Origin of the sequence: Providencia sp. PROV208 (assembly GCF_028479465.1) — a bacterium.
GTDB classification, from domain to species: Bacteria; Pseudomonadota; Gammaproteobacteria; order Enterobacterales; family Enterobacteriaceae; genus Providencia; species Providencia alcalifaciens.
Genome location: NZ_JAMPNS010000023.1, coordinates 1 through 23,544, shown reverse-complemented (window position 1 = coordinate 23,544; position 23,544 = coordinate 1). Strand labels below are relative to the sequence as shown.

Sequence of the window (23,544 nt, the reverse complement as noted above, 5' to 3'; positions counted from 1 at the left end):
TTCGGTATCAGGATAGTTAATCATGAAAGAACTCGTGGTTGTTGCCATCGGGGGCAACAGTATTATTAAAGATAACAGCAGCCAATCCATTGAAGCTCAAGAAAAAGCAGTTCAAGAAGTGGCTCAGCACATCAGCGATATGCTTAAAGGTAATTACAATATTGTGCTGACTCACGGTAATGGGCCGCAGGTAGGGTTGGATTTGCGTCGCGCTGAAATCGCTCATGTGACGGAAGGCCTACCGTTAACACCTCTGGCTAACTGTGTGGCAGATACTCAAGGGGGAATTGGCTATTTAGTTCAGCAAGCACTTACTAACGTATTAGCTCAGCAGCAGCATCGCCAAGCGGTAACTGTCGTGACTCAAGTCGAAGTGGATAAGAATGACCCTAACTTTGCTGCCCCGACGAAGCCAATTGGTGCGTTTTTCAGCAAAGAGCAAGCTGAGTTGTTGCAAAAGGAGAACCCAGACTGGCATTTTGTGGAGGATTCGGGACGTGGATACCGCCGCGTGGTGGCATCCCCTGAACCGAAGCGTGTCATTGAATCAGCGGCCATTCGCACATTGACCGAACATGATTATGTGGTTGTTGCGGCAGGCGGTGGTGGGATCCCTGTGGTGAATAATGGACAGGGCGGTTATCAAAGTGTGGATGCCGTGATTGATAAAGATTTATCGACGACATTGCTGGCTAAAGAGTTGAATGCCGATATTTTGATCATCACCACGGGCGTTGAAAAAGTGTGTATTCACTTTGGCAAACCGGAACAAAAAGCGCTTGGTGAAACTTCCACGACGGATATGCAGCGTTATATGGCAGAAGGACATTTCCCTGCGGGGAGCATGCTACCGAAAATCGAAGCCAGTTTATCGTTTATCGCTAATGGCGGTAAGCGCGTGATTATCACGACTCCTGAAGCGCTGCCTGCGGCGTTACGCGGTGAAACAGGAACCCACATTATTCAAGGCTGAGTCTCACTCGACCTCACGATATGAGGTCGAATTATCGATGATAAGGAGTTGCTATGGATGTAGAACAATTGTCGGGCAGAAGAGAATTTCTGACCACGAGTGCAAAAGTGGTAGCCGCTTGTACATTATTAGGAGCGATGTCTGCGGGAGCAGCGCCACAAAATGTACCGCAGTCTGGTGTTTCTCGTATTGAGGATAAGCATTATTATTTAGATGATGCATTACTGGAAACGGGCTTTAACTTCCGTGATAGTACGGTGATTGGGACACAAACTGCGTTACAAACCATCGAGATTAATGATGGGAAAATTGTGGCGGTTTTACCTAACAAGCAGCATCCTAACTCAGCGTTGAATGCCTATAGTGCACAGGGTAAATTGATGCTGCCTGCATTTCGAGATATGCATATCCATTTGGATAAAACCTTCTACGGCGGACCTTGGCAAGCACCGCAATCCCGTGAAGGTAAAACCATTATGGATATGATCACGTTAGAGCAGAAAATGTTGCCTGAATTGCAGCCTTTCACTCAGGAACGAGCGCATGCATTGATCGATCTGATTCAATCCCATGGTTCGACCATCGCGCGCAGTCATTGCAATATTGAACCTGTTTCTGGATTAAAAAACCTTGAAGCACTGCAAACGGTGTTGGATAAACGTCAGCAAGATCTCATCTGTGAAATTGTGGCTTTCCCTCAACATGGTTTACTGCTATCAAAATCAGTCCCTTTGATGCGAGAAGCGATGCAAGCGGGGGCGCACTATGTGGGCGGGCTAGATCCGACCAATGTTGATGGGGCGATGGAAAAATCCCTTGATGCGATGTTCCAGATTGCACTGGATTATAACAAAGGGATTGATATCCATCTGCATGAGACAAGCCCAGCAGGACTTGCCGCTATCAACTATATGATAAAAACGGTGGATGAAAACCGAAGCTTGCGTGGCAAGGTGACAATTAGTCATGCCTTTGCATTAGCCATGTTAAATCCTGAAGATGCCGATGCGATGGCAAAACGCTTGGCTGAGCAGCAGATCACTATAGCCTCGACCGTGCCTATCGGGACATTGCATATGCCATTAAAAACGCTGAATAAAAATGGTGTGTTTGTGATGACTGGGACTGACAGTGTGATTGATCACTGGTCGCCATTTGGTCTCGGGGATATGTTAGAAAAAGCCAACTTATATGCGCAGTTGTACACGCGTCCGGATGAGTTGGCATTATCTCGTTCCCTTGCCATCGCCACGGGCAATGTATTGCCGTTGGATGAAAAGGGCCAGCAAGTGTGGCCAGCAAAAGGCGATGATGCCAGTTTTGTGCTGGTGGATGCCTCTTGCTCAGCAGAGGCGGTTGCGCGTATCTCTCCAAGGCAAGCTGCGTTCCATAAAGGGTATTTGGCCAGTGGTGCAGTTGAAAAGTCATTAGGCTGAGAGCCGTTGTTTATATAGGCGTAGTTAATAATACATTGATCTATAACATTAATTTATAAATAATAGGTTGTAAATCAAGGTTATAAAGCCCACATTGGTGGGCTTTTGTATTTTTATGACGTAGCGAATTTAAATGCGAGGAACTTAATCGTTTTTATAAATCGCGACTTGCGGTTTACCATCATTACCGATTGTTCCGCGATACATGCCTTCAGAGTTAAACTCCATGGCATAGTTACCTGATTTATCTAACACAATCACGCCACCACTTCCGTTGAGCTCTTTGACTTCATCCAGTGCATTACGGGCTGCTTGGTCAATCGGGGTTTTGTTGTATTTGACTTGAGCGGCAATGTTATGTGCGGTGGCTGTGCGGATAAACATTTCACCAGAGCCGGTGGCGGAAACCGCGACAGTGTTATTGTCTGCATAGTTACCCGCTCCAATAATTGGAGAGTCACCAACGCGACCAAAGCGTTTGTTAGTCATGCCGCCCGTGGAGGTTCCTGCCGCAATATTGCCGTTTTTATCGAGTGCGACCGCGCCAACAGTGCCATATTTATAGTCATACATCATCGGGTCAACAAAGAGAGCCGCATTTTTGCCATCGTGATCGAGAACCACTTTCTCTTTTTCTTTTGCTTTTTGGAGCTGTTCCCATCGGAAGTCGGTACGAAAGTAGGATGGATCAACAATTTCAAGGCCTTGTTCTGCCGCGAATTGTTCTGCACCTTTAGATACCATCATGACGTGAGGGCTTTTGGTCATGACGGCATAAGCGGCATTAATCGGATTTTTGATATTGGTGACGCCCGCGACAGCACCTGCTTTGCGGTTGCTACCATCCATAATAGAAGCATCCATTTCATTTTTACCCTCATGGGTAAATACCGCCCCTTTCCCTGCGTTAAACAGTGGGGAATCTTCCATGACATTGATCGATGCTTGAACTGCATCGAGGCTGCTGCCTCCTTTGTTGAGTACGGCATAGCCGGCTTCCAACGCTTGTGTGAGCTTTTCTTGATACTCTTTTTCTTGTTCGGGAGTGATAGTGTTTTTTGTAATAGTACCGGCTCCCCCGTGGATCACTAATCGGATTGGTGGCTCGCTTGCTGCATAAGCGTGCAAAGAAAATGAAGCTGCAAATAAACATCCTAGTAGAGATAATTTCATGGGTTATATCCTTCCAGTTATTTAGTTATTAGTCACTTTTTGAGCAAAAAAAGTATAGGATTGAAAATAGATAGCTAACAATATTGTTCGGTAAGTTCTGTGAGAGTGGTTGAAATAATTGCTTGAAATTTCAGTAAGACAAGACAGAAAATGAGTGGTTATGAAGAGGACGCGTTTTGATATTTGGCGATGGTGAGATCGCCAAATAGTGGGTAATTTACTTTGTAGCAAGCTCTTTTCGGATAATCTCCGCACCCGCGCTTAAGGCATTGAGCTTACCTCTAGCAACGTCGCGCGATAATGGCGCCATGCCACAGTTGGTTGATGGGTACAGCTTATCTGCATCAACAAATTGAAGGGCTTTTCGCAAGGTATTGGCGACTTCTTCCGGCGTTTCTATGGTATTTGTTGCCACATCAATGGCGCCGACCATCACTTTCTTTCCGCGGATCAGTTCAATTAAATCCATTGGTACATTGGAGTTGTGGCATTCTAGAGAAACAATATCGATGTTTGAGCTTTGCAGTTTTGGGAAAGCTTCTTCGTATTGTCGCCATTCTGAACCTAGCGTTTTTTTCCAATCGGTATTGGCTTTGATACCATATCCATAACAGATATGTACCGCTGTTTCACATTTCAGCCCTTCAATGGCTCTTTCTAGCGCAGCAATTCCCCAGTCGTTTACCTCATCAAAAAATACGTTAAATGCTGGTTCATCAAACTGGATAATATCGACCCCCGCAGCTTCTAACTCTCTCGCTTCTTGGTTAAGAATTTTGGCAAATTCCCACGCTAATTTTTCACGACTTTTATAATGATTGTCATAGAGTGTATCAATCATGGTCATTGGACCGGGTAATGCCCATTTTATCGGCTTGTCGGTTAACTGGCGTAAATACTTGGCATCTTCCACAAATACGGGTTTTTGACGAGCGACTGCGCCGACCACGGTCGGTACGCTGGCATCGTAACGGTCGCGAATTTTAACGACCTGACGCTTCTCAAAATCGACACCGCTCAAATGCTCAATAAAGGTCGTGACAAAGTGTTGACGAGTTTGTTCGCCATCACTGACGATATCGATCCCAGCGCGCAGTTGGTCATCGAGTGATAAACGTAGCGCATCTTGTTTGCCTGCGATAAGTTCTTCGTTATGCAATTTCCATGGCGACCAGAGTTTTTCTGGTTCTGCTAACCAAGATGGCTTAGGTAAGCTACCGGCAGTTGAAGTGGGTAATAATCTTTTCATGACAGGTGACCTTTTATTTTATTTTTAGTTATGCGTTATTTTGTGAAAGCGAATTGATTTTCTAAATCGATGCGCTCTATTAAGCCGAATACTGTGCAGACCATTTTTCCAAAATGTTTTGATAGGGTTTAATGAAGTGTTCTTCAGTAAATTTCCCTTGCTCAATGGCGAGTTGGCTGCGCTCTTCTCGGTCATAGACAATTTTGGTTAATGAATAATCCTGTTGATTCAGGCTTGGCTGATAGCATTCTCCCGCCACCGCGTTGGCATTATAAATTTCAGGACGGTAAATTTTTTGGAATGTTTCCATTGTGCTGATAGTGCTGATTAACTCAATGTTGGTGTAGTCGCTCAGCAAGTCTCCCGTAAAATAAAAAGCTAAAGGGGCAACACTATTTTTCGGCATAAAGTAACGGACTTGTAAGCCCATTTTGGCGAAGTATTGCTCTGTTAAAGAGGCATTAGTTGGCTGATATTCAATGCCTAATATAGGGTGCTGATTTCCTGTACGATGGTAAGTCTCTCTATTAGAGACACTCAAACAGATTACCGGTGATTTAGTAAAATTGGCTTTGTACTCATTGGAATGAATAAAAGACTTGAAAATATTGCCATGTAAGCAGCCAAATTTATTTGGAATGCTAAACTCAGCTTTATCTTTATTATGTTCCAGCAGTAACACGCTAAAATCATAGTCCCGCACATAAGATGAAAAGTTATTCCCGACAATGCCTTCAATTCGCTGCTGAGTTTTCTGATCGATAATGTTAGTTTTTAAAATTTCAATCACTGGGAAAGTGCTGTCTTTCTCCTTGATGTTCATTTCTACAGAGATAATTTCCAGTTCAACAGCATAGCGGTCGCTTGTAGGGTTATCCCAAAAGACCAGTGAGTTGAAGCGGTTGTTGATCATCGTCAGTGTGTTACGTAAATTTTCTTGACGGTTTTTGCCTCGCGCTAAATTAGCAAAGTTCGTCGTAATTCGCGTATTTTCTGATGGATTATAGTTTTCATCAAAAAGGCTGCGTGTAATGTTAAAGGTAAAGTGTGTATTCATCGTATTCTGCATCCTAGCTGTAACTCTAATAGGAAAACGGCGTTCACTGCTTGATTGCCGAGAAGTTGCCTGTTTTCTCATTCATCAATCTTATGTTGCCAGTAAGTTAATATGTTTAATTTATGCCAGAGTGAGGAAGGGAGAGAAAGCGACTTAATTTCATTACCAACATGAACAAATTTCATGATGATAAAATAGGGGGGATAAATGGGTGTGATTCTAAAGGCATTCCCTTGTGAGCGGGGTAGTTAATTTGACTTGTGTTTTTTGAGTTTATCTTTACTAGGTAATATATTTGTTTCTCTTAAGAATCATCTTAAAAAAGATTCATTTCTTAACATTTTATTTTTAACATTTCTTCATTTAATACTGTGCTCTAGAATAGAGAGTTAATAGAGTAAATTGAGGGTAAATAATGTTTTACACTTTTTTCGAAGGGGTAAATGTATATTTGTTAATGTTGTGTTAATTTATTTCAAGAGGCTATTTTTTCTAGAGTATATCGAAATAAATAAATATAACCGCATGATTATAAATGGTTTGTTTTTCAATTTGTTTTTTATGGCTAAATAGTATGCTAGACAGAATAAAATAGCATTTAATGTGAAAATATTTCACCAAATCGATAATGCTCGTAAAAAATTTCTTTCAATAAAAATTGGGTATATAACTGATTTTTAATACAAAAAAAATTATAAAATTAAGGCTCGGAAATTATGTCAATTGACCTTATCCTACCAAGTTGTATTTAATACCTTAAAAATCATATAGGTATGTTTTAGGGGACAATATAAACTATAAACGTAAAAATAGTATTTATCGTTACTCACTATTTGCGTGTGGTTGAGTGCCTTATTTTATTTTTAATAAAAATGATAAATTTTTATATATAAGAATGTGGTGTTTAGAATTAAAAAAGACAGAATATTATTTTTTATGGCAGGTTATTGTACTTAATGAATATTTAAATAAAATATAACCTAATATGTAAAGTTGAAAATTAGATGTAAACTTAAATCTACATGAATATTGTATGAAATACGCTACTACCATAAAGATAAAAATATTTAATGTATCTATTTGATTGCGTCACTATTGTGAAGCTAGCAATATTCATTTTCGAATAAGGAATACCTTATATTATAGGGTTATCTACCTAGCTATAATTTGAGGGTTAGGAAGTGGGTTTAATTTATGACACTAAGGTCGTTATCTATCATGAAAAAAGAAAAATTATATTATATCAGTCAACTGATAGGAAAATGCATGCAGGAATACCGCATAGAAAAGGGAGTTAGTGGGGAGTGTGTTGCAAAAAAGTTAGGTATTAGTCAACAACAATTATCTCGATACGAGCGTGGTGAGAATGCTCTCACTGTTGATGTACTATTTAAATATTTATTAATTATTGAGGTTAACTTCCCTGATTTTTATCACCGATTATTTTATATCATTGGGCGTCACCCTAAATTATCTATGTATATTTCAGGTTTAAATGGATTTGGCTGGGAACTTGATGATTTAAAAGATTATTATACATCAGCAATTGTATAGGTATTAACGCTAAAACTTTTCTGTTTAGTTGGCTTATCTTATATTAATATAAATATATTGGATTAGACCTATCATAGCAGAGAATAGTACTATGCCAAATAAATTACCCACTGCTTTTTCTCGTATAACGCGCAGTTCTGGGCGAACTAATAGTATATTAACAGTGACTCTGCCTCTTTTACTCGTATTACTCACAACATTATTTTGGAGTGCTAATAAAATAGTTCACCAAGAAACTAGACGATTAGAAGTTGAATTCAAATCTTTTATTGGCTATTTGATAGAACAAGAAATTTTTTTAAAAGCATTAAATAAACAAGATCAGGATTTATCAGAACTGCTAGAAAGTAGAACCTATTCAATAAATGATCAGTTTTTACCGAGAGATTGGCCATTAAGGCTATTAGAAGGCAAAGAATCTATAGTCGCAATGCCATTTACGTTAGCGTGTGGCAACAATTTAGAGTGTTCTAGAGTCCCGAGTATCTTATTTTCACTCGGCGCATATTTAGCTGATTTTTACTCTACATTTTGGGGGCGCTCTTACTATCCCGCGGCGGCGGTATTTTTTATTAATGAACATGACTATATCAGTATTAGTGTCCCATCCGTAGGCACGCTAATGGGGAATACAGCCATATCACCTGAATTGTTTCGTGCAGTAACCGATAGTATTAGAGATAATTTACCAGTAATAAACAAACAGTTTGCTGACATACAATACGACGAACAAGAAATGCCCGTGATTTGGTTAAAAGCAGATAAATTTAAAAATAACTTGCTGGGTATCGTTCCCGCAGGTTTTGATGCCAATTTATGGCAAAATGCCCATCTCTCCCCTAAAAATATTTATGCAGTCTCTCTAGTCAGTAAAGACCATCTCAGCGTGCTAGAGAAAATATTGAACCCAACATTGAGGCATGAATTCTGGCTATTACATGATGACTTTGGTCTATTACTGGGTGATTCTCCAGTGCCTACTGAGCCATCGGAAGGTATTTTCTATACTCAAAATGGTTTAGTCATGAAGTTAAGCTTTAAAGATACAGATTGGATAGGTTATTACAGAATTAGTTACGCTGCATTTTTCGAAGATAATATGTGGTTACCGATTAGTCTTGTTATATCTCTACTTTTTAGTTTGTTATGTGGCTGGGGATATAAGAAGTGGTACCATAGAAAAATTCTACAGCCAGCAATACTTTCTCAGCAAGTTATCGTCGAAAGCGAAGCGTTTAATCAAACATTGATTGCAACAACGCCGATAGGGCTCTGTGTTATTGATACAGAAACTCAAGATCTTCGTTTTGCGAATGAGCTCGCTCAGTATTGGTTAAATATACCCAATACTGATTCTCCTCACGATTCAATGGAATATAATGAACTACTGAGCCGTGTTATTTCTGAACAGGAAAAAGTGACAACTGTTTTAAAATCAGGGGAACACGTATTATATATTGTTAGCACTGCAACTCATTATCAGCAACGTCCTGTTATTTTATGCGCATTTACTGATATCACAATACAAGCTGAAACTGAAAAACAGCTTAATCATGCTAAACGCCTTGCGGAAGAAGCGAATCAAGCAAAGTCTAATTTCTTAGCCACGATGAGCCATGAGATACGCACGCCACTTTATGGCATTATCGGGACATTAGAATTATTAGAAAACACGGCTTTATCACCAAAACAAAAACACTTTATTGATAGGATGTCGACAACATCTCAGTTATTAATGCATCTTATTGGGGATATTCTTGATATCAGTAAAATTGAAGCGAACCAAATTCATATCCAACATATATCGTTTGATCTACTCGATTTAATACAACACACCGTTCAGTTATATCAAGGGCTAGCTCAGCAGAAAAAGTTGCTGCTATTTGCTATTATTGATCCCAATATTTATGCCGTCAGAATTGGTGATGCGGCAAGGCTACAACAAATATTTGGCAACTTATTAAGTAATGCTATTAAGTTTACCCACAATGGAAAGGTTACGGTTGAATTAAGGAACAGCACAAATAACAATATAATATTATTTGTCAATGATACCGGTGTGGGGATCAGCCAAGAACAGCAAGAAAAACTGTTTGAGCCTTTCTATCAAGCCCACTCAGGGCAGCATACCTATGGTGGTACTGGTTTAGGCTTATTTATCTGTGCCGAGTTGGTAAAACTTATGGGGGGAGAAATCAGTGTCACCAGTAATCTTACGGTAGGTAGCTCTTTCCAAATTACCTTACCGTTAGAATTCGATAAAAACAATATTCAGTGGAAGAGTTTAACAGGGGCGAATATCTGGCTACGAACAATCGACCCATTATTAACCAATAATATTTATAATTGGTTAATTCGGTGGGGAGCAAAAGTTTATTTCACCGAAGCGGAATTACCAACAGATACATCATCGGTCATTGCTGTCAGTATATTCATTCAGGATTTCTCTTTACCTCAAGATTGGCATGGAAAGATATGGATAAGTGATGATGCAAGTTTCCGTTTATCGGAATTTAATCAACAGCTCTTCTTATTAAAAGATGAGGATAATTCAGCATTACCATTAACATGCCCAATCTTACAAACACCTTCATATGCTAATGAATATTCTTTGCGCGTTTTAGTGGCAGAAGATAATCCGATTAACCAAGTTACGCTTCAAGAACAATTAGAATTACTCGGTTGTGAAGTCTTTATGGCAAGTGATGGTGAGGAAGCTTTAGTGGTTTGGGATAATCAAGTTGTCGATATTATATTAACTGACGTTAATATGCCTTATCGCGATGGATATGAATTAACCAAGCAGTTGCGTAGTGAAGGTGAAACGTGTCCAATTATTGGCGTGACAGCCAATGGCTTAAAGGATGAAGAGGAGCGCTGTTTAGCCGCAGGAATGGATACTTGGCTAGTGAAGCCTATTGAGTTAGAAACGTTAGTCAAATTATTTAATCGTTTTTTCCCTACCTATTCATCAGGTATGACTTCTGATGCCGTCACGATGGCGTTGATTAATCCGCTCGATAGCAATGATAGGGCGAATATAATTCAACATTTTACGGCTGATATTCATGACCTTTACCAAGCCGTAAATGATAATAATATCGACGTTGTAAAGCAGCTTTCTCATCGTATTCGAGGGGCACTAGTCAGTGTAAAACAACGTGACCTTGCCAGTAAACTTCAAGTACTAGAAGAACAGTTAACAGAATCCAATACAGCGGAGTCCTATACCGCGATTTGTGATGAATTAACCCATTGGCTAAATCAGCTTAATCAAACAAATGGTGCGTAATGCAATAGCTAATCAGTGCTTGGTTATTTTCAACTCTTAATTTACGCATTGCAGCATTTTTTTGTAGGCTAATCGTCTTATCACTTCTGTTGAGCAGTTTAGCGATTTCAACAATCGGCTTACCTTGGACAAATAATCGCAATACCTCTAACTCACGAGGCGAAAGTGTTTTCACTCTTTCATCCAGTGTGGAGGCATTGCGGCTTTTCATTGTTGTCGTTAAATCAACAATAGGTTGGCGATATTGCTTTCCTTGACCGGCTAAAGTGATTGCTTTGATTAATTCTGGTAATGGCGCTTCTTTTGAGACAACAGTATTCACATTGTTATCATATAAAGTCTGAATAATCATTGGGTTAGATATCATTGTTAATACGACTAATGCGATGTTCGGGTACTTCCGACGTAGAAATTGGATATAATTTTGTCCATCACTAGATTGTGTGTTATTGGGCATCATGTAATCAGTCACAATCACATCAACCGTGTGGCTTTTTAAAAAAGCAAACAGATCAGAATCATTCGTAAATTCCCCTTCAATAGAAAAATGAAGTGATTGGGATAATGTTTTTTTTAATCCCGATAGGACAATTGGATGGTCATCGACGAGGACTAAGGTTAACTTTTTCATCTAAGTTACTCCTTATGAGGGGGCTTGATATTTAGTATAACAACGCCGAAAAAATGTCAAATGGTGACTGTCTATTTAAGGTTATATTTTTGAATGCAGACCACCTGTGATAGACATTTTTATCATAACAGGTGGTCAAGGTGACTAATAAGAAACAACAACGCGTATGGTTTTCGAAAAGGGGCCTGAGGTTATTGAACGTCCACTAATCTGACTTAAGGTTGCAGTGTAAGGTACATTTACAGGAGATTGAGGCTTAATTTCACCAATCGCATAGTTTTGATTAAAGTCTAATTCTGTTGCGTTACTTTTGATGACAGTTTGCAATCCATTTCCCATATCAAGGTATTTGTTCCCCAATACCGTATTATTGTTAGGTTCAAATCGCACTGAAACATTTAACCCAGTTTCACAATCTTGAGATACCGCCATACCCACATTAAATGTGCGACTCACAGCTTCTCCTGCGTTCATTTGTTTTGGTGAGATAGTGCCAAAGTTAACACTTCCGCCATTTGATGCGGTTACACTGACTGCGGGTGTCGGACAAAGCAATGTTAAATTACCCACGATACGTATATAAACAGGAGCACCAAGGTATTTACCTTGATAATCTTCATGATATCCCAATAGAACATTGCCCGTATCAAAGGGTTTCAAGGCATTGGACCCTTTTATGACGACAAAATTATACATGATACCTATATTTACCGTGGTTCCTACCGCCGGTTGACTCCAATGCCCTAAATCTATACTTGGAACATTTGAGTCTGTGAGGGTGGCAGTTATTCCTCCACCAATTGCACTTCGCTGAGTCACCGTAACTCCACTGTTAATTAAAAGCGTTTTTGTTTGCGCAGAGAGGACATTTTTAAAATAAACATGATTGGGCGCCGCTACGCTACCTGTAAAATTACAGGTGAAAGACATAAATGAAGATGATGCTGATGCTAATGTGGTTCCTGGTGATATAGTGGTACTGCTGCTTTTGATATCAAAGGTAATATTTTCCTGTAAGAATTCTTCACCATTTAAGGCCTGACAATTCGTTACTGCGCCAAAGGCATTAAAACTCAAAAATGAAAAGCAACATAAAATAATGGGTACAACTTTCTTAAAATAGGGGGTCATCATTTCTTCCTATTTATCATTAACCAATGTACAGGTTGTACTTTGGCAGGTGTAATTTAATAGCTTTGGCGTGCCATAATCATCAATGTACGTTATGACCATTTTCGGTGATTTTGTTTTGTTATCGGGTAATGAATACACCGAATTACTATTTGGCTTAATGATGATTTCTTGGAAGTTATCAACTTTGCTTAAATTGTCATTAATATTAATCACAACAACATGATATGGCGTTGGGTTAGTGAGTTTTAATGAATTTCCTGTTTTTTCAACTTTTAACTCTTTTTGCCAGTTATTATCAGGGTATTTTTTTAATCCTGTTGGGCGATAAAAAAGTTTAAATCTTGATTGAATAACAATCTCAACTGCATTTTCAATTTCACTTTTCGGGGGAATTCCCAATATATTAAAATAGAATAAGGTTTCTTTATCTTCCGCGGCGTTGAGATTATTTTTCGATGCACTGATTCTCACTTGTTTCTTTTGCTTAGGATCAATGCGCTGTAATAGTGGTAATGCAATTAATGGTTCATTAATCTTATGACCATTTTCATTTTCAATCCACGATTGCACTAAAAAGGGATCTTTATTATCCGTATTTTCAACCACAATACTCACACCTTTACTGGCTTCATCATAAATAACCCGCGTACGATCGGCTGAGATTGAGGCATGCGCGCATGTGCATGCTAATAATAGACTACTAATAATTAATTTAAATTTTCTCATGGTATTTATTCTTTATTACAAATTACATTATGAATATTTTGGATGTTTTGGTTTTCAATCATTAATTGACATGATTGCCCGCCATTCCATTTAATAGTTAATTTTTGATTCGGTTGAATTCCAGTCAAATAAACTTGACCGTCTTCTGCAATCATCCCTAATACAGTATCTTTTGCTGCGTCATAAACTAACGCTCCAAATGGTGGTGTTTTCCCGTCAGGAAAGTGAATAGTCATTAACGCTTTTTCACCAATAACTGTATTGAGTTTTGCATAGCCAACCGCGCCATCCGTTAATGTTGATTCAATCACGCTATCATCAATACTGACATTGTCAGGGATACTATTCAGATCAATATATTGAGTGGATTTGTAGTATGTTGGCACATTACTAATTGCCGCTAAACCAAATCTATTGGTAATCGACTCATCTTTATTGATAGAAACATCTTTAGCGTTATCAGTATCAATAACCATTCTTGCCTGATTATCATATACTCTGCGATGTAACACAGGACCTTGGCTCGTAACAGTTAATGAACCATTTAATGACCCACTTAAGGTGTGATAATCATTACCATATGAACCCGTCATTTGAGCTGTACCATATTGAGTATCACGATATATCGACGTATTTAATGTTGTATTATCAAAAAAGTCTTTTGTTGACACACCTAAACTGACGTTATTGTTGTCTATATTTGTATGGTAGCTAACGTTATTACTGTATTTTTTATCGCGGTCATTGTAAGAACCAAAATATTGTAAACGTGAATTTTTTTCGCCACCAAAGGGAATACTTAATGAAAGATAAGCTTGTTTAGATCGTTTACCTTCTACATAGCTACTTTCGCTAATAGATAATGAGAGAAGTGCATTATCAAAAAAGTCATTCTTAATCGTTTTATTGAATGACAAGTTTAACGTGTCATTACTTTTGGATTCATTCCAATAACTTTCTCTCGAATAGCTTAAACTCACATCTGAATTTAAATCAGGAATTTGTTGTGTAAATGAGGTCGTAAAAACATTTTTTTGACGAAAATGAAGATTCGTTGGATTACCTTTTGTATAAATGAAATTATTGACGGACATAAACCCTTCATTTGAGAATTGATATCCCGTTAAATCAAGTCGACTTGAATTTGAGAATCGCTTTGCATAGTTGATTCTATAGCTTTCTCCAGTGCCTGAATTCGTCGTATGTAAATGATTTTTAGATTGCGTAACATCAAATGATATGGCTCCCAAAGACTCCATATTTAAGCCTATACCAGCATTATATGCATAGTATTCGTTATCTGACGTTGCAAATAGTCCACCAAAGGCGGATAAGTTGTTCAATAATCCCCAAGAAAATTCGGTTGAGATAAAGTTATTATCGACATTTTTATCATCCATTGGTGCTAATTGACCGGCATTTAATTTATATTGCAACATGCCAGGTCGGGTTAAAAATGGGATATTTGTTGATGATATTTGGTATTCTCTCACCGACCCATCTTCTTCGGTTATTTTTACATCTAACGTTCCAGATAAAGCAGAGCTCAAGTTATCAATTGAAAAAGGTCCAGGCGCAACTTTGACTTGGCTTAATATACGACCATTCTGAGAAATGACGACGGTTGCATTACTCGTTGCTGTACCTGTTACATTAGGGGCGTAGCCTCTTAAAGCAGCAGGTAACATATTATCATCAGTAAAAATACTGACACCGTTGAAGCGTACAGAATCAAAAATTTGGCTGGCAGTATAATATTTCCCGGCAAAAAACTTAGCCGATAAGTCCGGTAAATCAGTAAAAATATACGTTTGAACCCATTTGAAATTATCATTCTTATTATCATTAAAATCTTTTTGTAATTGATAATTACTGCGGATTCTCCAACGCCCAACGTTAGCGCCAATAGTACCAAATGAGCTTAAGTTATTTGTATTTTGAGTGTTTTTATATTTGATGTAGTTTTCAACAATATTATAATCCAATACAAGCGCATTAATTCCTACTTCGCGTTGCATAGGGGGAACCCAGTTTTCATCTGAATATAAAAAGTAGGCTTGTGGTATTGATAATGCAAGCTCTTGCTTTTCATCATCAAAGTGCGATGTAATATTGTCATCTTGAACAGACAAGTCATAGCATTGACCCTCTGCCCACGTAGGTATCTTATTAATAAACTCTTGTTTTAAGCCGATAACTTCGACTAGTTTTTGTGATATACATGGCTGTACGATTCCATTTCTATTGATAAAATCGATTTTATCAAAAAAGTTTATTCTTCGGTCATTGATAGATACGTTAGAAAAATAAGCGCCTTCCTGTGAGGCTCCTTTTTCAAATGAACTTAAATCAATATCTGTATTACCAGAAATGGATAAAGCGTCCTGATTAAATTGAACAGAGTCTGCATTAACATAGTTTGAATATAAAAATAAGCTAGAAATTAAACTAGTCACTATGTTTTGTTTAAATTTGTTCATTTTTTATTGACCGGAGTATGCTATAAAAATATTATTTTTATTGATTTTTTAAAATAGATAAAACTGGATATACTATAAATATAAGGCATAGCATACCCAGTAAATTAATTACTAATTAAAATTTAATATAAAGATTTATAATATTAATTTTAAAAATTACTGGTAATCTAAAACGTAAGCTACGGTTGATTTAACTGAACCCGAAGTTGCTTGACCTAACGCTTGCATACGTGCAGATAAATTAATGGTATTTGCTCCCGCAGCCATGTTTTGGGTAATAGTATCGCCAGACTTGATGCTTTGACCTGCATCATTTTGGAATAATACGCCAACATTCTGTGCAGTACCCGTGCTTGCCCATAAGCTACCAGCAGGATCCATTTGACCCGTGAAGCTGACTTTTACTTTAGAAAAATCTGTTCCGCTTGTTGTTGGGTCTAATACACAGTCAGATAATTCTAATGTGAAGTCTACATTAGGACCTTGTGCGCCAGCAGTTTTTAATGATACTGCGGGTACTGAACCTAATTGAACTTCTTTATTTACTGAAGATGGCGCAATTGTACAGGCACCAGTATTCACTGTGCCATTAAATTCAATAGTACCGCTTCCTACATCCGCTGCAAATGCAGTGGATGCCGCACCTAAAGTTAATGCGATAATTGAAGAGGTTAATAATGTCTTTTTCATTTTTAAATCCTTAATATACATAGTACTGATTCTAATAAACTAAGACTTTGCCTTAGCTGGTTAATTACGTGATACCAATATAAATTGGTACCACAGTGATTTGATGGAAATTTAAGTGTTCATTAATTTTAATGATTTATAGTGCCCGAAAACATGAGCATAGATTATTATTAAAGAGGATGGATAAATATAAGGAGATCCTTAAAAGCTGTGGCTTGCTACGTCTAATGCAATTGCTTATTAATTATAAATACGTCTCTGTATTCACCGTCCAGTTATTTATTTGTACTGTGGAAATATCTTCAAAAAAGTAATGTATACTTATTTTGAAAAAATCAGCAATCATGACTAATGAGTCTATATCAATTCTATTGATACCACGTTCATAACGAGAGAACTGTTGTTGACTCACATTTAAATATGCTGCAATTTCTGTTCCTGTTAATCCATACTCTTTTCTCAGTTTTTTTATTCTGCTCCCCACTATTTTGGCAATAGGATATTTTCCTGTCATTTTTATTTCCTTCATGACATATAAGTTTGAAGTTGAGTAATGCTTAACATCAACAGGCAAAAATTCTAATTAAATAAAGATAAAACCTCAAATGCATTGACGAGTAAGAAATAAAAACAATGATTAATTTTATTTCTTAAATTTATAAGGTTTAGACCTCATTCAGCTAATTTTACATTCATATATTAAATTTAATGAAACAATCACTGAGAGTAACATCATTTTTCAGGTAAACGTCGTGATTAAATATGGATGTTTATCCTTACTTATTCAAAAATACGGTTGTTTTATCTAGATAGTAACTTAATAGTGGTTATATCGGATTAAATACTGCCAAGTTGGAATCCTTGATGGGAAATATACGATTAACATCATGTTTTAAATTATGAATTTTTACGGGCAGAGTGATAGAGACGTGTCGAACGTGATCAAAATCGAAAGTTTAGAATTGCTTTTACCTTAATCCTCTTCTTATGCAAATGAATTGCTATTGATCATAAAACGCTTTCATTGACTGCAATTTTCGCCATCAACTTTGACTTGGATTTGCTTCATCGCATGCGTTCGATTTTCCGATCGTACTGCTTGGTATTTTTAATCATCAGCCAATAAGCCGGGTAAACCATAGAAATATTAAGGCTAAAAAAGAGTAGTCAACGATGAAAAAAAATATTAATGTTATATTATAACATAACAAGTGGAGGTGGCTATGAAGCCGAATATTCATCCGGATTACCGGACAGTGATTTTTCACGATACTGCTGCTGATGTGTATTTCAAAGTTGGATCAACGATAAAAACAGAGAGAACCGTTGAATTTGAAGGGCAAAATTATCCCTATGTGACTCTTGATGTCTCCTCTCACTCTCATCCGTTCTATACCGGTAAGCAGAAAAATCATTCTCAGGAAGGTAATGTTGCTCGCTTTAATAAGCGTTTCGGAAATTTTGTTCAGACAAGAGAGGAAAAATGATGCACGTATTATGCTCATTGGCATGGAAAAAAACAGATTATCAGGATGGTAAAATGACTCGTCGCGATATTTTTATCGACTCAATTTGTAAGTCAAATCAGCGTGTTCAAGCGGCATTGGAGGCAGTATGATGACAAAAAACATGCTTCCATTGGTTTTGTTAACCAGTTTATTCAGTGGCGTGGTGATGGCACATGGGCATCATAATGATAAACCGCAGACTGAAGCGCAACGCCAAGCTGCAAAAGGTATTTTTTCGGACAAGGATGTTCAAGATCGTCAATTGAGTGATTGGGATGGTGTTTGGCAATCTGTTGAACCTTATCTCGCTGATGGGACTTTGGATCCTGTTATGCAAGCAAAAGCAGTAAAGAATAAGGACAAAACAGCCGAAGAGTACCGAGCTTATTATGCTAAAGGGTATAAAACCGATGTGGATATGATTGGTATTGAAAATAATATCATTGAGTTTCATCGCGGCGATAAGGTCACTCAATGTAAATATGATTATGCGGGTTATCGGATTTTAAATTACACCTCGGGGAAGAAGGGGGTTCGCTACTTATTTGAGTGTAAAGATAAAAGTAGCCAAGCTCCTAAATTTATCCAGTTCAGTGATCATATTATTGCACCGGAAAAAGCGGGGCATTTCCATCTTTATATGGGGAATGAGTCGCAGGAAGCGTTATTGACTCAGTTAGATAATTGGCCGACTTATTATCCCTATTCGATGAATGGAAACGATATTGCTCACGAAATGCAACACCACTGATAATCTATTCGCCTAGTTATTTAACGTTTGCACCCCCAGAGTTTATTCTGGGGGCATATCAGCCATCATGCACATCAGAGTGTCAAAGATAGCCATTAAGAATACTGCGATAATGATGAATAAAACACAGAGAAAAAATGCCGAGTAATAAATCAAAAAGGAACCAATAGATAAATTTCTTGGTTCCTAGCATCCTGTAAAATCAATTATTCAATATCATCTAACATGGAAGGAGGTGGAATGAAAAATAGCGTTCCCGTGATGGGGGTGCTGTATTTTAATAATTCATCCGTTGCACCATTATCTGCCCCACTAAACATATTTTTCAACATGCGATGGGTTGTTGAAAAATATCGTGCATAGCCGATGAAATAAGTACCATATTCATTTTTAGAAGGATTAGAAAATGGCATATTCGCACGAACGATTTTGAGATCTTCGCCATGCTCATCTTGTATATTGGTCACAACGTTATGAGAGCTTGGTAATTTCTGCTGATCGGATAGCTCGACGTCATTAAACTTATGACGACCAATCACCTTTTCTTGCTCTTCTGTGGTGAGATTTTGCCACGCCGTCATATCGTGAATGTATTTCTGGACAAAGGCGTAGCTTCCACCGATAAAATTAGGATCCTCTTCACCAATCACCGCATAATCAACACGCTCATCTTCCATTTCAGGGTTTTCAGTACCATCGACAAATCCAATGATAGAACGACCATCCATATAGCGGAACCCATGAACTTCATCAACATGTTCTACAAAATCACCGAGCTTTTGGCTGATAATAGAGGCTAATTCGTAGCAGGCTGAGACATTTAACGCTCTAATATGGAAGAAGATATCACCAGGGGTAGAAACGGCAGTGAAGTTTTTGCCTTTGATTTCTTTAAATGGGCTGAGTTCTTTGGGAGTAGAGAGTTGAGGAAAAAGCGCTTGCCACGCTTGAGCGCCGAACCCCATAACACAGCTCGTTTCTAATGCGGGGAAGCGAGTTCTCATACTACGAATAAGACCTGAGAAATTATTACAAAATTCCACTAGCTCATCACGATACTTATCTTTATCCGTTATATTAAAAACGAGAAAATAAGAGTTTTCACTAGGGGATTTTGTTACATCTTGATATTTCATGTGATTTATACTCTTTCTGCTATTTTATTTACGTTAGGATACAACTTGGTGCACCGCTTTCATAATGCTTTTTAATATCAAAAAATAGGTTTTTGTTGTATTAACGGCGGTAGGGTAGGGATACAAGAGAACAACATCGTCCAATTTTGCCGCGAATTTCTGAATTTAAATGTGTGACTATTTATCATCAAAAACTCGCTAAGCTGGGCATTGTATTAACACACTCCTATTGATGGCTTTTTCATTATTTTAAAAATACAGAAAATCATTAAACAGGAGTCATTTTACTTTAGTGCTTCTTGTTCAAGCCATTCCAAAAACAAAGTTAATGATAATGACTTGTCAACATCAGGTGCAACCAGCGCTGCATATTGACTGCCAGTGACCTGAACTTGGAAGGGTGCTTGAAGTCTTTTTTTATTTAAATCATGCGAAAGTGTTGGAGATGCAACCAACGTCAGTTTTTCTTCGAATAATGGTCGACGGTGAAAATAACATCATTCAGGTTTTTCAAGGGCATCCCTGCGAATTAAAACAGCAAATCCAGATAACCCTTTTGCTTCTGAGCTATGTGACGTCGATACTGAAATTTCGATATCAGGATGCTGAAGATAGAAATTGGGTAGACGAGGGATCAATCAGTGCATCGCGATAGTTGTTTGGGCATTGATTCTGATGACTTTTGTATGCTGAGTTTTGCCAAAACGAATTGATGCATCACTAGTGATGTCGAAGGCTGCACTAATTTCTGCCGCAAATGCCTGAGCATGTTCAGTTGCCACACTGCGCTGTCCCTGACGTTCAAATAGCGGTTGCCAAGCCATTTTTCCAGTAACTTGAACTGACGACTCACAGCACCGTGGGTAATACCTAACTCTTCAGCGGTGGCACTAAAGCTATTTAAGTATGCGGCGGTTTCGAACAACTTTAGGGCGTTTAATGGCGGTAGGTTACGTTTTTCATCTGTGAATTTTTGTATCGTAATGGATAGTATTAATCGATATTGTGATAATAACACACAGTTTAAGATGTGATCTTTGAGACGGATATCAGAGACATCATGGAAATTTATATCTGCATAACAATCGTTGCCATATTCACGGGTGCATTAAGTGGAATCGTTGGTACAAGATCTTCTTTAATCCTTCTCCCTATATTGGTAAATATATTGGGTCCTAAACAGCGATGCCGATAATGGCGATCGCCGCGATTATTGGCAATATCTCACGTATTGTGACGTGGTGGCGGGAGGTGGACTGGCGTGCTACGTTGGTGTATTCGTTACCCGGTATTCCTGCAGCTTCAATGGGGGAAGTGGACAGTAACGAGAGATGATGCATAACCTGAAGAGATGGAAAAGTTAGATGAAATCGGGAGGCCTACTTGCTGAGACTTAGCTGGGCAATTTTTGCGGGCAGCATATAATCCAATAGTCGGCATTTAGCGGGAAGTCGATATAAGAGAACTAGAGGGTATCAATAAAAATTGGAGTAATAAAGAGGGAAAGTCCAGCCTAATTACTGGACTTTCTGAGAAAATAATGATTAAGGTCTAAAAAAACACTCGAACACCGGCGTTAATATTAAGAGGCGATTCAATCATTGAGCCTTTTGAATAACTAGCTTCAGTATAAAGTGATGTATTCTTGTTAATACGAGCATCTAGACCAACACGGTAGTTGCCCATACTTCCTGAATAATCATTTTTAAGTTTTACGGTATCATTGATTAATACAGTATTATCATTAATGAATTCGTTTTCAAATGAGGCTTTTATATAAGGTGTTAATGTGGATTTTTCACCAATATCGAATGTGTAACCTGCTTTAACACCTGCTTCCGCTTTTAATGATTTATCATTTCCTAATTTTACTTTCATTCCATTGGTCATTTTTAACTCCTTATTTTTAGCAGAAAAATATTCAATTCTAGCGTAAGGAGTAATGAATGAATGATTAAAATTAGTTTGTTTTCCTATTTCAAACGCAGAGCCAATACCTTTTTGGTTAAAGCTTGTATTCGTGATGTTATTCATATTAAATCTGACGCTACTTTCACTATCAAAGTAATTTCCTTTGACTAATGCATCTAAATAAAAACCGTTATCCTTTATATAGGTATCAGCACTTAAAGTCTTAAATGTTAATATTGAGTTTTTTTTCGAACAGGTGAAGGATGAAGCTTGCAAAGAACCTATTGAATATAATAAGGATAAGCTGGGTTTTCTGTGGTTACATTTAATACAAGGAACTGCTTTTCTCATATATACCCAGCAGATAATTCACATTAGTATCTAAAATTCTCCCTATAACAAGCAGATCATCGATGTAGGTAGACATATCCCTATTTTCATATCGAATATACTCAGCTCCAGTTAAGTTATTAGCTACCTCTGAAGTTGAGATATTTTTATTGGATACGAATCTGTTTTATGAAATTACCGAACATCTTGTTTGTCATAATACACCCTATATACTCAATTGATTAAATATAATTAAGATGGCTGTGTTATAAATTTAGTGCTTGGTAGATAACAAAAAAGCCCACCGGAGTGAGCTTTTTTATTCTTCTAGTGCACGTGCATTAAATGTGCATTTCAAAGTCCATTCTGGGTCATGTTGCTGTCCGTCCAACTTTGCTAACTTATTGTTTTTAAAGTTGTTGTCACATCACTGACAGTTAAAATTTGGTGGCTGGCGGAGTCTGAATTCGTTGCTTAACTAAATGATTTTATAGTACTAATGTTCAATTCAACTTTTCAAAAGTGCCTAATAAGGTGCCTAAAAATATTTTGATTGATTTTTGGGTTCAGGATTAATGGGATACTATTCACCGTAGTTTTGTATTTTACCAATTAATACAATAATTGCTATTACATAATCTGACAGTGGCTTATGTTATAAAATTTAATAACACATAACTTATTTTATTTAGGTTGAATTATTATTTCTAGCTTTTCTAATCAGTTTGAAGTCAATAGATGAGATGGGGTGAGCTGGTTAATGAATAGACTAATGGTGGAAAGTATTTATCATATTGGTTTTATTGTATTAATTAACTAATGCTTACGGAGGTATATATTAGATATTTTCATATTTTAAATCATCATCGGTAATTTATAGTACTTGGAGAGTTGTTTTGCTCAAGAATAAGTTGAGGTGTATTGATTTTGAATTTAGCATTGAATTTATGTGTAGTTACTCTTCTTTCTGCTCTGCATTGAAGCACTGTTTGAATGCGTCGTCTAAATTTTCACTGCCGAAGAATTTTTCATAAATCTGCTACAAACGGTTAGCAGTAAATTTAGCAAGGATTAGCGAAGTATCTGGTGCAATCGCCAGTAGATTAATGCTAAAGCTCTTAAATTAAAGATTTTTTATCGTTTTATAAACAATATTGGGTTTGATAAGCTTGATACCATTATTATTTCACTGTCGTGAAATGATTATTTTCATTACCGCGCACACTATAAAGCTATCATTTTAGTCCTTACAAGATTCATTGCCACAAAAAACAAGCGGTAATATACCTTATTTTTACTCTGTCACCCTCAATCATATAGATCAATTGAAGCGCTCCGATATCCTCACACTTCGTTTCCAGATAGAAGAAATTTGAACAGGATGCACTAATGTCACTGAATAGCTCAAACACCATAATTTTATCACCAACAATCTTACTTTCTTTATTCTGCGATATTACCCATGTTCCATGACCTGTAAACAGATAAATACGCATTGATTTGAATTATGATT

General features: G+C 37.5%; 20 protein-coding genes and 1 pseudogene. 8 read left to right on the top strand and 13 right to left on the bottom strand.

Translation table 11 applies throughout. The annotated features are described in order from the left end of the window. Positions 1 to 22: 22 nt before the first annotated feature. Both PR766_RS16645 and PR766_RS16640 read left to right on the top strand, forming a co-directional pair. Positions 23 to 973 carry a carbamate kinase family protein gene (locus tag PR766_RS16645; protein WP_006661215.1) on the top strand — a complete coding sequence of 317 codons (951 nt, stop codon included), beginning with the start codon at positions 23 to 25 and terminating at the stop codon, positions 971 to 973. A 53-nt stretch (positions 974 to 1,026) separates the two neighbouring features. Beyond that, positions 1,027 to 2,409: an amidohydrolase family protein gene (locus PR766_RS16640; RefSeq protein ID WP_154635835.1), complete on the top strand. Its 1,383-nt coding sequence runs from the start codon at positions 1,027 to 1,029 to the stop codon at positions 2,407 to 2,409. Positions 2,410 to 2,553: 144 nt separating this feature from the next. Here the strand turns inward: PR766_RS16640 and PR766_RS16635 are convergent, their stop codons facing one another. The 3 genes from PR766_RS16635 to PR766_RS16625 all read right to left on the bottom strand — a co-directional run bounded on the left by PR766_RS16635 (position 2,554) and on the right by PR766_RS16625 (position 5,888). Further along, entirely contained in the window at positions 2,554 to 3,582 is a 1,029-nt protein-coding gene (locus PR766_RS16635) for an isoaspartyl peptidase/L-asparaginase family protein (protein ID WP_006658094.1), read from the bottom strand. Between the two features lie 217 nt (positions 3,583 to 3,799). After that, positions 3,800 to 4,831 (bottom strand): methionine synthase, encoded by a 1,032-nt coding sequence (locus PR766_RS16630; RefSeq protein WP_006661217.1) that lies wholly within the window; start codon positions 4,829 to 4,831, stop codon positions 3,800 to 3,802. A gap of 79 nt (positions 4,832 to 4,910) precedes the next feature. Beyond that, the gene (locus PR766_RS16625; RefSeq protein WP_006661218.1) at positions 4,911 to 5,888 is read right to left on the bottom strand and encodes a DUF1852 domain-containing protein; all 978 of its coding nucleotides are present in this window, start codon (positions 5,886 to 5,888) and stop codon (positions 4,911 to 4,913) included. Positions 5,889 to 7,106: 1,218 nt separating this feature from the next. Between PR766_RS16625 and PR766_RS16620 the strand changes: the two genes are divergently transcribed. Together PR766_RS16620 and PR766_RS16615 are read left to right on the top strand one after the other, a co-directional pair. After that, on the top strand, positions 7,107 to 7,442 hold the full coding sequence (locus PR766_RS16620; protein ID WP_006658097.1) for a helix-turn-helix domain-containing protein: 336 nt from the start codon (positions 7,107 to 7,109) through the stop codon (positions 7,440 to 7,442). Between the two features lie 91 nt (positions 7,443 to 7,533). Then, complete coding sequence (locus PR766_RS16615; RefSeq protein WP_154635834.1) at positions 7,534 to 10,734, top strand: ATP-binding protein; 3,201 nt, start codon at positions 7,534 to 7,536, stop codon at positions 10,732 to 10,734. Here PR766_RS16615 and PR766_RS16610 read toward each other — a convergent pair. From PR766_RS16610 to PR766_RS16585, 6 genes are all read right to left on the bottom strand, one after another. Next, entirely contained in the window at positions 10,712 to 11,365 is a 654-nt protein-coding gene (locus PR766_RS16610; protein ID WP_154635833.1) for a response regulator transcription factor, read from the bottom strand. The genes PR766_RS16615 and PR766_RS16610 overlap by 23 nt on opposite strands. A 144-nt stretch (positions 11,366 to 11,509) precedes the next feature. After that, on the bottom strand, positions 11,510 to 12,499 hold the full coding sequence (locus tag PR766_RS16605) for a fimbrial protein (RefSeq protein ID WP_036978444.1): 990 nt from the start codon (positions 12,497 to 12,499) through the stop codon (positions 11,510 to 11,512). A 6-nt stretch (positions 12,500 to 12,505) separates the two neighbouring features. After that, the gene (locus PR766_RS16600) at positions 12,506 to 13,225 is read right to left on the bottom strand and encodes a fimbrial biogenesis chaperone (RefSeq protein WP_006658101.1); all 720 of its coding nucleotides are present in this window, start codon (positions 13,223 to 13,225) and stop codon (positions 12,506 to 12,508) included. 5 nt (positions 13,226 to 13,230) lie between these two features. Next, complete coding sequence (locus PR766_RS16595; RefSeq protein ID WP_154635832.1) at positions 13,231 to 15,705, bottom strand: fimbria/pilus outer membrane usher protein; 2,475 nt, start codon at positions 15,703 to 15,705, stop codon at positions 13,231 to 13,233. 156 nt (positions 15,706 to 15,861) lie between these two features. After that, on the bottom strand, positions 15,862 to 16,395 hold the full coding sequence (locus PR766_RS16590) for a fimbrial protein (RefSeq protein WP_036978435.1): 534 nt from the start codon (positions 16,393 to 16,395) through the stop codon (positions 15,862 to 15,864). Between the two features lie 244 nt (positions 16,396 to 16,639). Further along, positions 16,640 to 16,909 (bottom strand): helix-turn-helix domain-containing protein, encoded by a 270-nt coding sequence (locus PR766_RS16585; protein WP_036978433.1) that lies wholly within the window; start codon positions 16,907 to 16,909, stop codon positions 16,640 to 16,642. A 709-nt stretch (positions 16,910 to 17,618) separates the two neighbouring features. Between PR766_RS16585 and PR766_RS16580 the strand changes: the two genes are divergently transcribed. From PR766_RS16580 to zinT, 3 genes are read left to right on the top strand one after another with little or no spacing between them, the layout of a single operon-like run. Then, entirely contained in the window at positions 17,619 to 17,882 is a 264-nt protein-coding gene (locus tag PR766_RS16580; RefSeq protein ID WP_006661227.1) for a type B 50S ribosomal protein L31, read from the top strand. Continuing rightward, on the top strand, positions 17,879 to 18,013 hold the full coding sequence (locus PR766_RS16575) for a hypothetical protein (protein WP_006658106.1): 135 nt from the start codon (positions 17,879 to 17,881) through the stop codon (positions 18,011 to 18,013). The genes PR766_RS16580 and PR766_RS16575 overlap by 4 nt, the downstream gene beginning before the upstream one ends. Next, complete coding sequence (gene zinT / locus PR766_RS16570; protein WP_036978523.1) at positions 18,013 to 18,654, top strand: metal-binding protein ZinT; 642 nt, start codon at positions 18,013 to 18,015, stop codon at positions 18,652 to 18,654. The genes PR766_RS16575 and zinT overlap by 1 nt, the downstream gene beginning before the upstream one ends. A 206-nt stretch (positions 18,655 to 18,860) precedes the next feature. Here the strand turns inward: zinT and PR766_RS16565 are convergent, their stop codons facing one another. The 3 genes and pseudogenes from PR766_RS16565 to PR766_RS16555 form a co-directional block, all read right to left on the bottom strand. Then, positions 18,861 to 19,790, bottom strand: a complete 930-nt coding sequence (locus PR766_RS16565; protein WP_006661230.1) for a Dyp-type peroxidase — start codon at positions 19,788 to 19,790, stop codon at positions 18,861 to 18,863. A gap of 638 nt (positions 19,791 to 20,428) precedes the next feature. Beyond that, a complete protein-coding gene (locus tag PR766_RS16560) occupies positions 20,429 to 20,614 on the bottom strand; it encodes a hypothetical protein (RefSeq protein WP_051420187.1) in 186 nt (61 codons plus the stop codon). A 44-nt stretch (positions 20,615 to 20,658) separates the two neighbouring features. Beyond that, positions 20,659 to 20,808 (bottom strand): annotated as a pseudogene (locus PR766_RS16555) (hypothetical protein); the annotation flags it as partial. A gap of 167 nt (positions 20,809 to 20,975) precedes the next feature. Here PR766_RS16555 and PR766_RS16550 point away from each other — a divergent pair. Beyond that, the gene (locus PR766_RS16550; RefSeq protein ID WP_179897369.1) at positions 20,976 to 21,125 is read left to right on the top strand and encodes a hypothetical protein; all 150 of its coding nucleotides are present in this window, start codon (positions 20,976 to 20,978) and stop codon (positions 21,123 to 21,125) included. A gap of 216 nt (positions 21,126 to 21,341) precedes the next feature. Here the strand turns inward: PR766_RS16550 and PR766_RS16545 are convergent, their stop codons facing one another. Then, complete coding sequence (locus PR766_RS16545) at positions 21,342 to 22,052, bottom strand: autotransporter outer membrane beta-barrel domain-containing protein (RefSeq protein WP_154635831.1); 711 nt, start codon at positions 22,050 to 22,052, stop codon at positions 21,342 to 21,344. Positions 22,053 to 23,544 lie beyond the last annotated feature (1,492 nt).

Bases quoted from the DNA above. Each gene is read 5' to 3' on its own strand.
- PR766_RS16645 (WP_006661215.1), top strand. From the start codon at position 23: ATGAAAGAACTCGTGGTTGTTGCCATCGGGGGCAACAGTATTATTAAA.
- PR766_RS16640 (WP_154635835.1), top strand. From the start codon at position 1,027: ATGGATGTAGAACAATTGTCGGGCAGAAGAGAATTTCTGACCACGAGT.
- PR766_RS16635 (WP_006658094.1), bottom strand. From the start codon at position 3,582: ATGAAATTATCTCTACTAGGATGTTTATTTGCAGCTTCATTTTCTTTG.
- PR766_RS16630 (WP_006661217.1), bottom strand. From the start codon at position 4,831: ATGAAAAGATTATTACCCACTTCAACTGCCGGTAGCTTACCTAAGCCA.
- PR766_RS16625 (WP_006661218.1), bottom strand. From the start codon at position 5,888: ATGAATACACACTTTACCTTTAACATTACACGCAGCCTTTTTGATGAA.
- PR766_RS16620 (WP_006658097.1), top strand. From the start codon at position 7,107: ATGAAAAAAGAAAAATTATATTATATCAGTCAACTGATAGGAAAATGC.
- PR766_RS16615 (WP_154635834.1), top strand. From the start codon at position 7,534: ATGCCAAATAAATTACCCACTGCTTTTTCTCGTATAACGCGCAGTTCT.
- PR766_RS16610 (WP_154635833.1), bottom strand. From the start codon at position 11,365: ATGAAAAAGTTAACCTTAGTCCTCGTCGATGACCATCCAATTGTCCTA.
- PR766_RS16605 (WP_036978444.1), bottom strand. From the start codon at position 12,499: ATGATGACCCCCTATTTTAAGAAAGTTGTACCCATTATTTTATGTTGC.
- PR766_RS16600 (WP_006658101.1), bottom strand. From the start codon at position 13,225: ATGAGAAAATTTAAATTAATTATTAGTAGTCTATTATTAGCATGCACA.
- PR766_RS16595 (WP_154635832.1), bottom strand. From the start codon at position 15,705: ATGAACAAATTTAAACAAAACATAGTGACTAGTTTAATTTCTAGCTTA.
- PR766_RS16590 (WP_036978435.1), bottom strand. From the start codon at position 16,395: ATGAAAAAGACATTATTAACCTCTTCAATTATCGCATTAACTTTAGGT.
- PR766_RS16585 (WP_036978433.1), bottom strand. From the start codon at position 16,909: ATGACAGGAAAATATCCTATTGCCAAAATAGTGGGGAGCAGAATAAAA.
- PR766_RS16580 (WP_006661227.1), top strand. From the start codon at position 17,619: ATGAAGCCGAATATTCATCCGGATTACCGGACAGTGATTTTTCACGAT.
- PR766_RS16575 (WP_006658106.1), top strand. From the start codon at position 17,879: ATGATGCACGTATTATGCTCATTGGCATGGAAAAAAACAGATTATCAG.
- zinT (WP_036978523.1), top strand. From the start codon at position 18,013: ATGACAAAAAACATGCTTCCATTGGTTTTGTTAACCAGTTTATTCAGT.
- PR766_RS16565 (WP_006661230.1), bottom strand. From the start codon at position 19,790: ATGAAATATCAAGATGTAACAAAATCCCCTAGTGAAAACTCTTATTTT.
- PR766_RS16560 (WP_051420187.1), bottom strand. From the start codon at position 20,614: ATGGCTTGGCAACCGCTATTTGAACGTCAGGGACAGCGCAGTGTGGCA.
- PR766_RS16550 (WP_179897369.1), top strand. From the start codon at position 20,976: ATGCCGATAATGGCGATCGCCGCGATTATTGGCAATATCTCACGTATT.
- PR766_RS16545 (WP_154635831.1), bottom strand. From the start codon at position 22,052: ATGAGAAAAGCAGTTCCTTGTATTAAATGTAACCACAGAAAACCCAGC.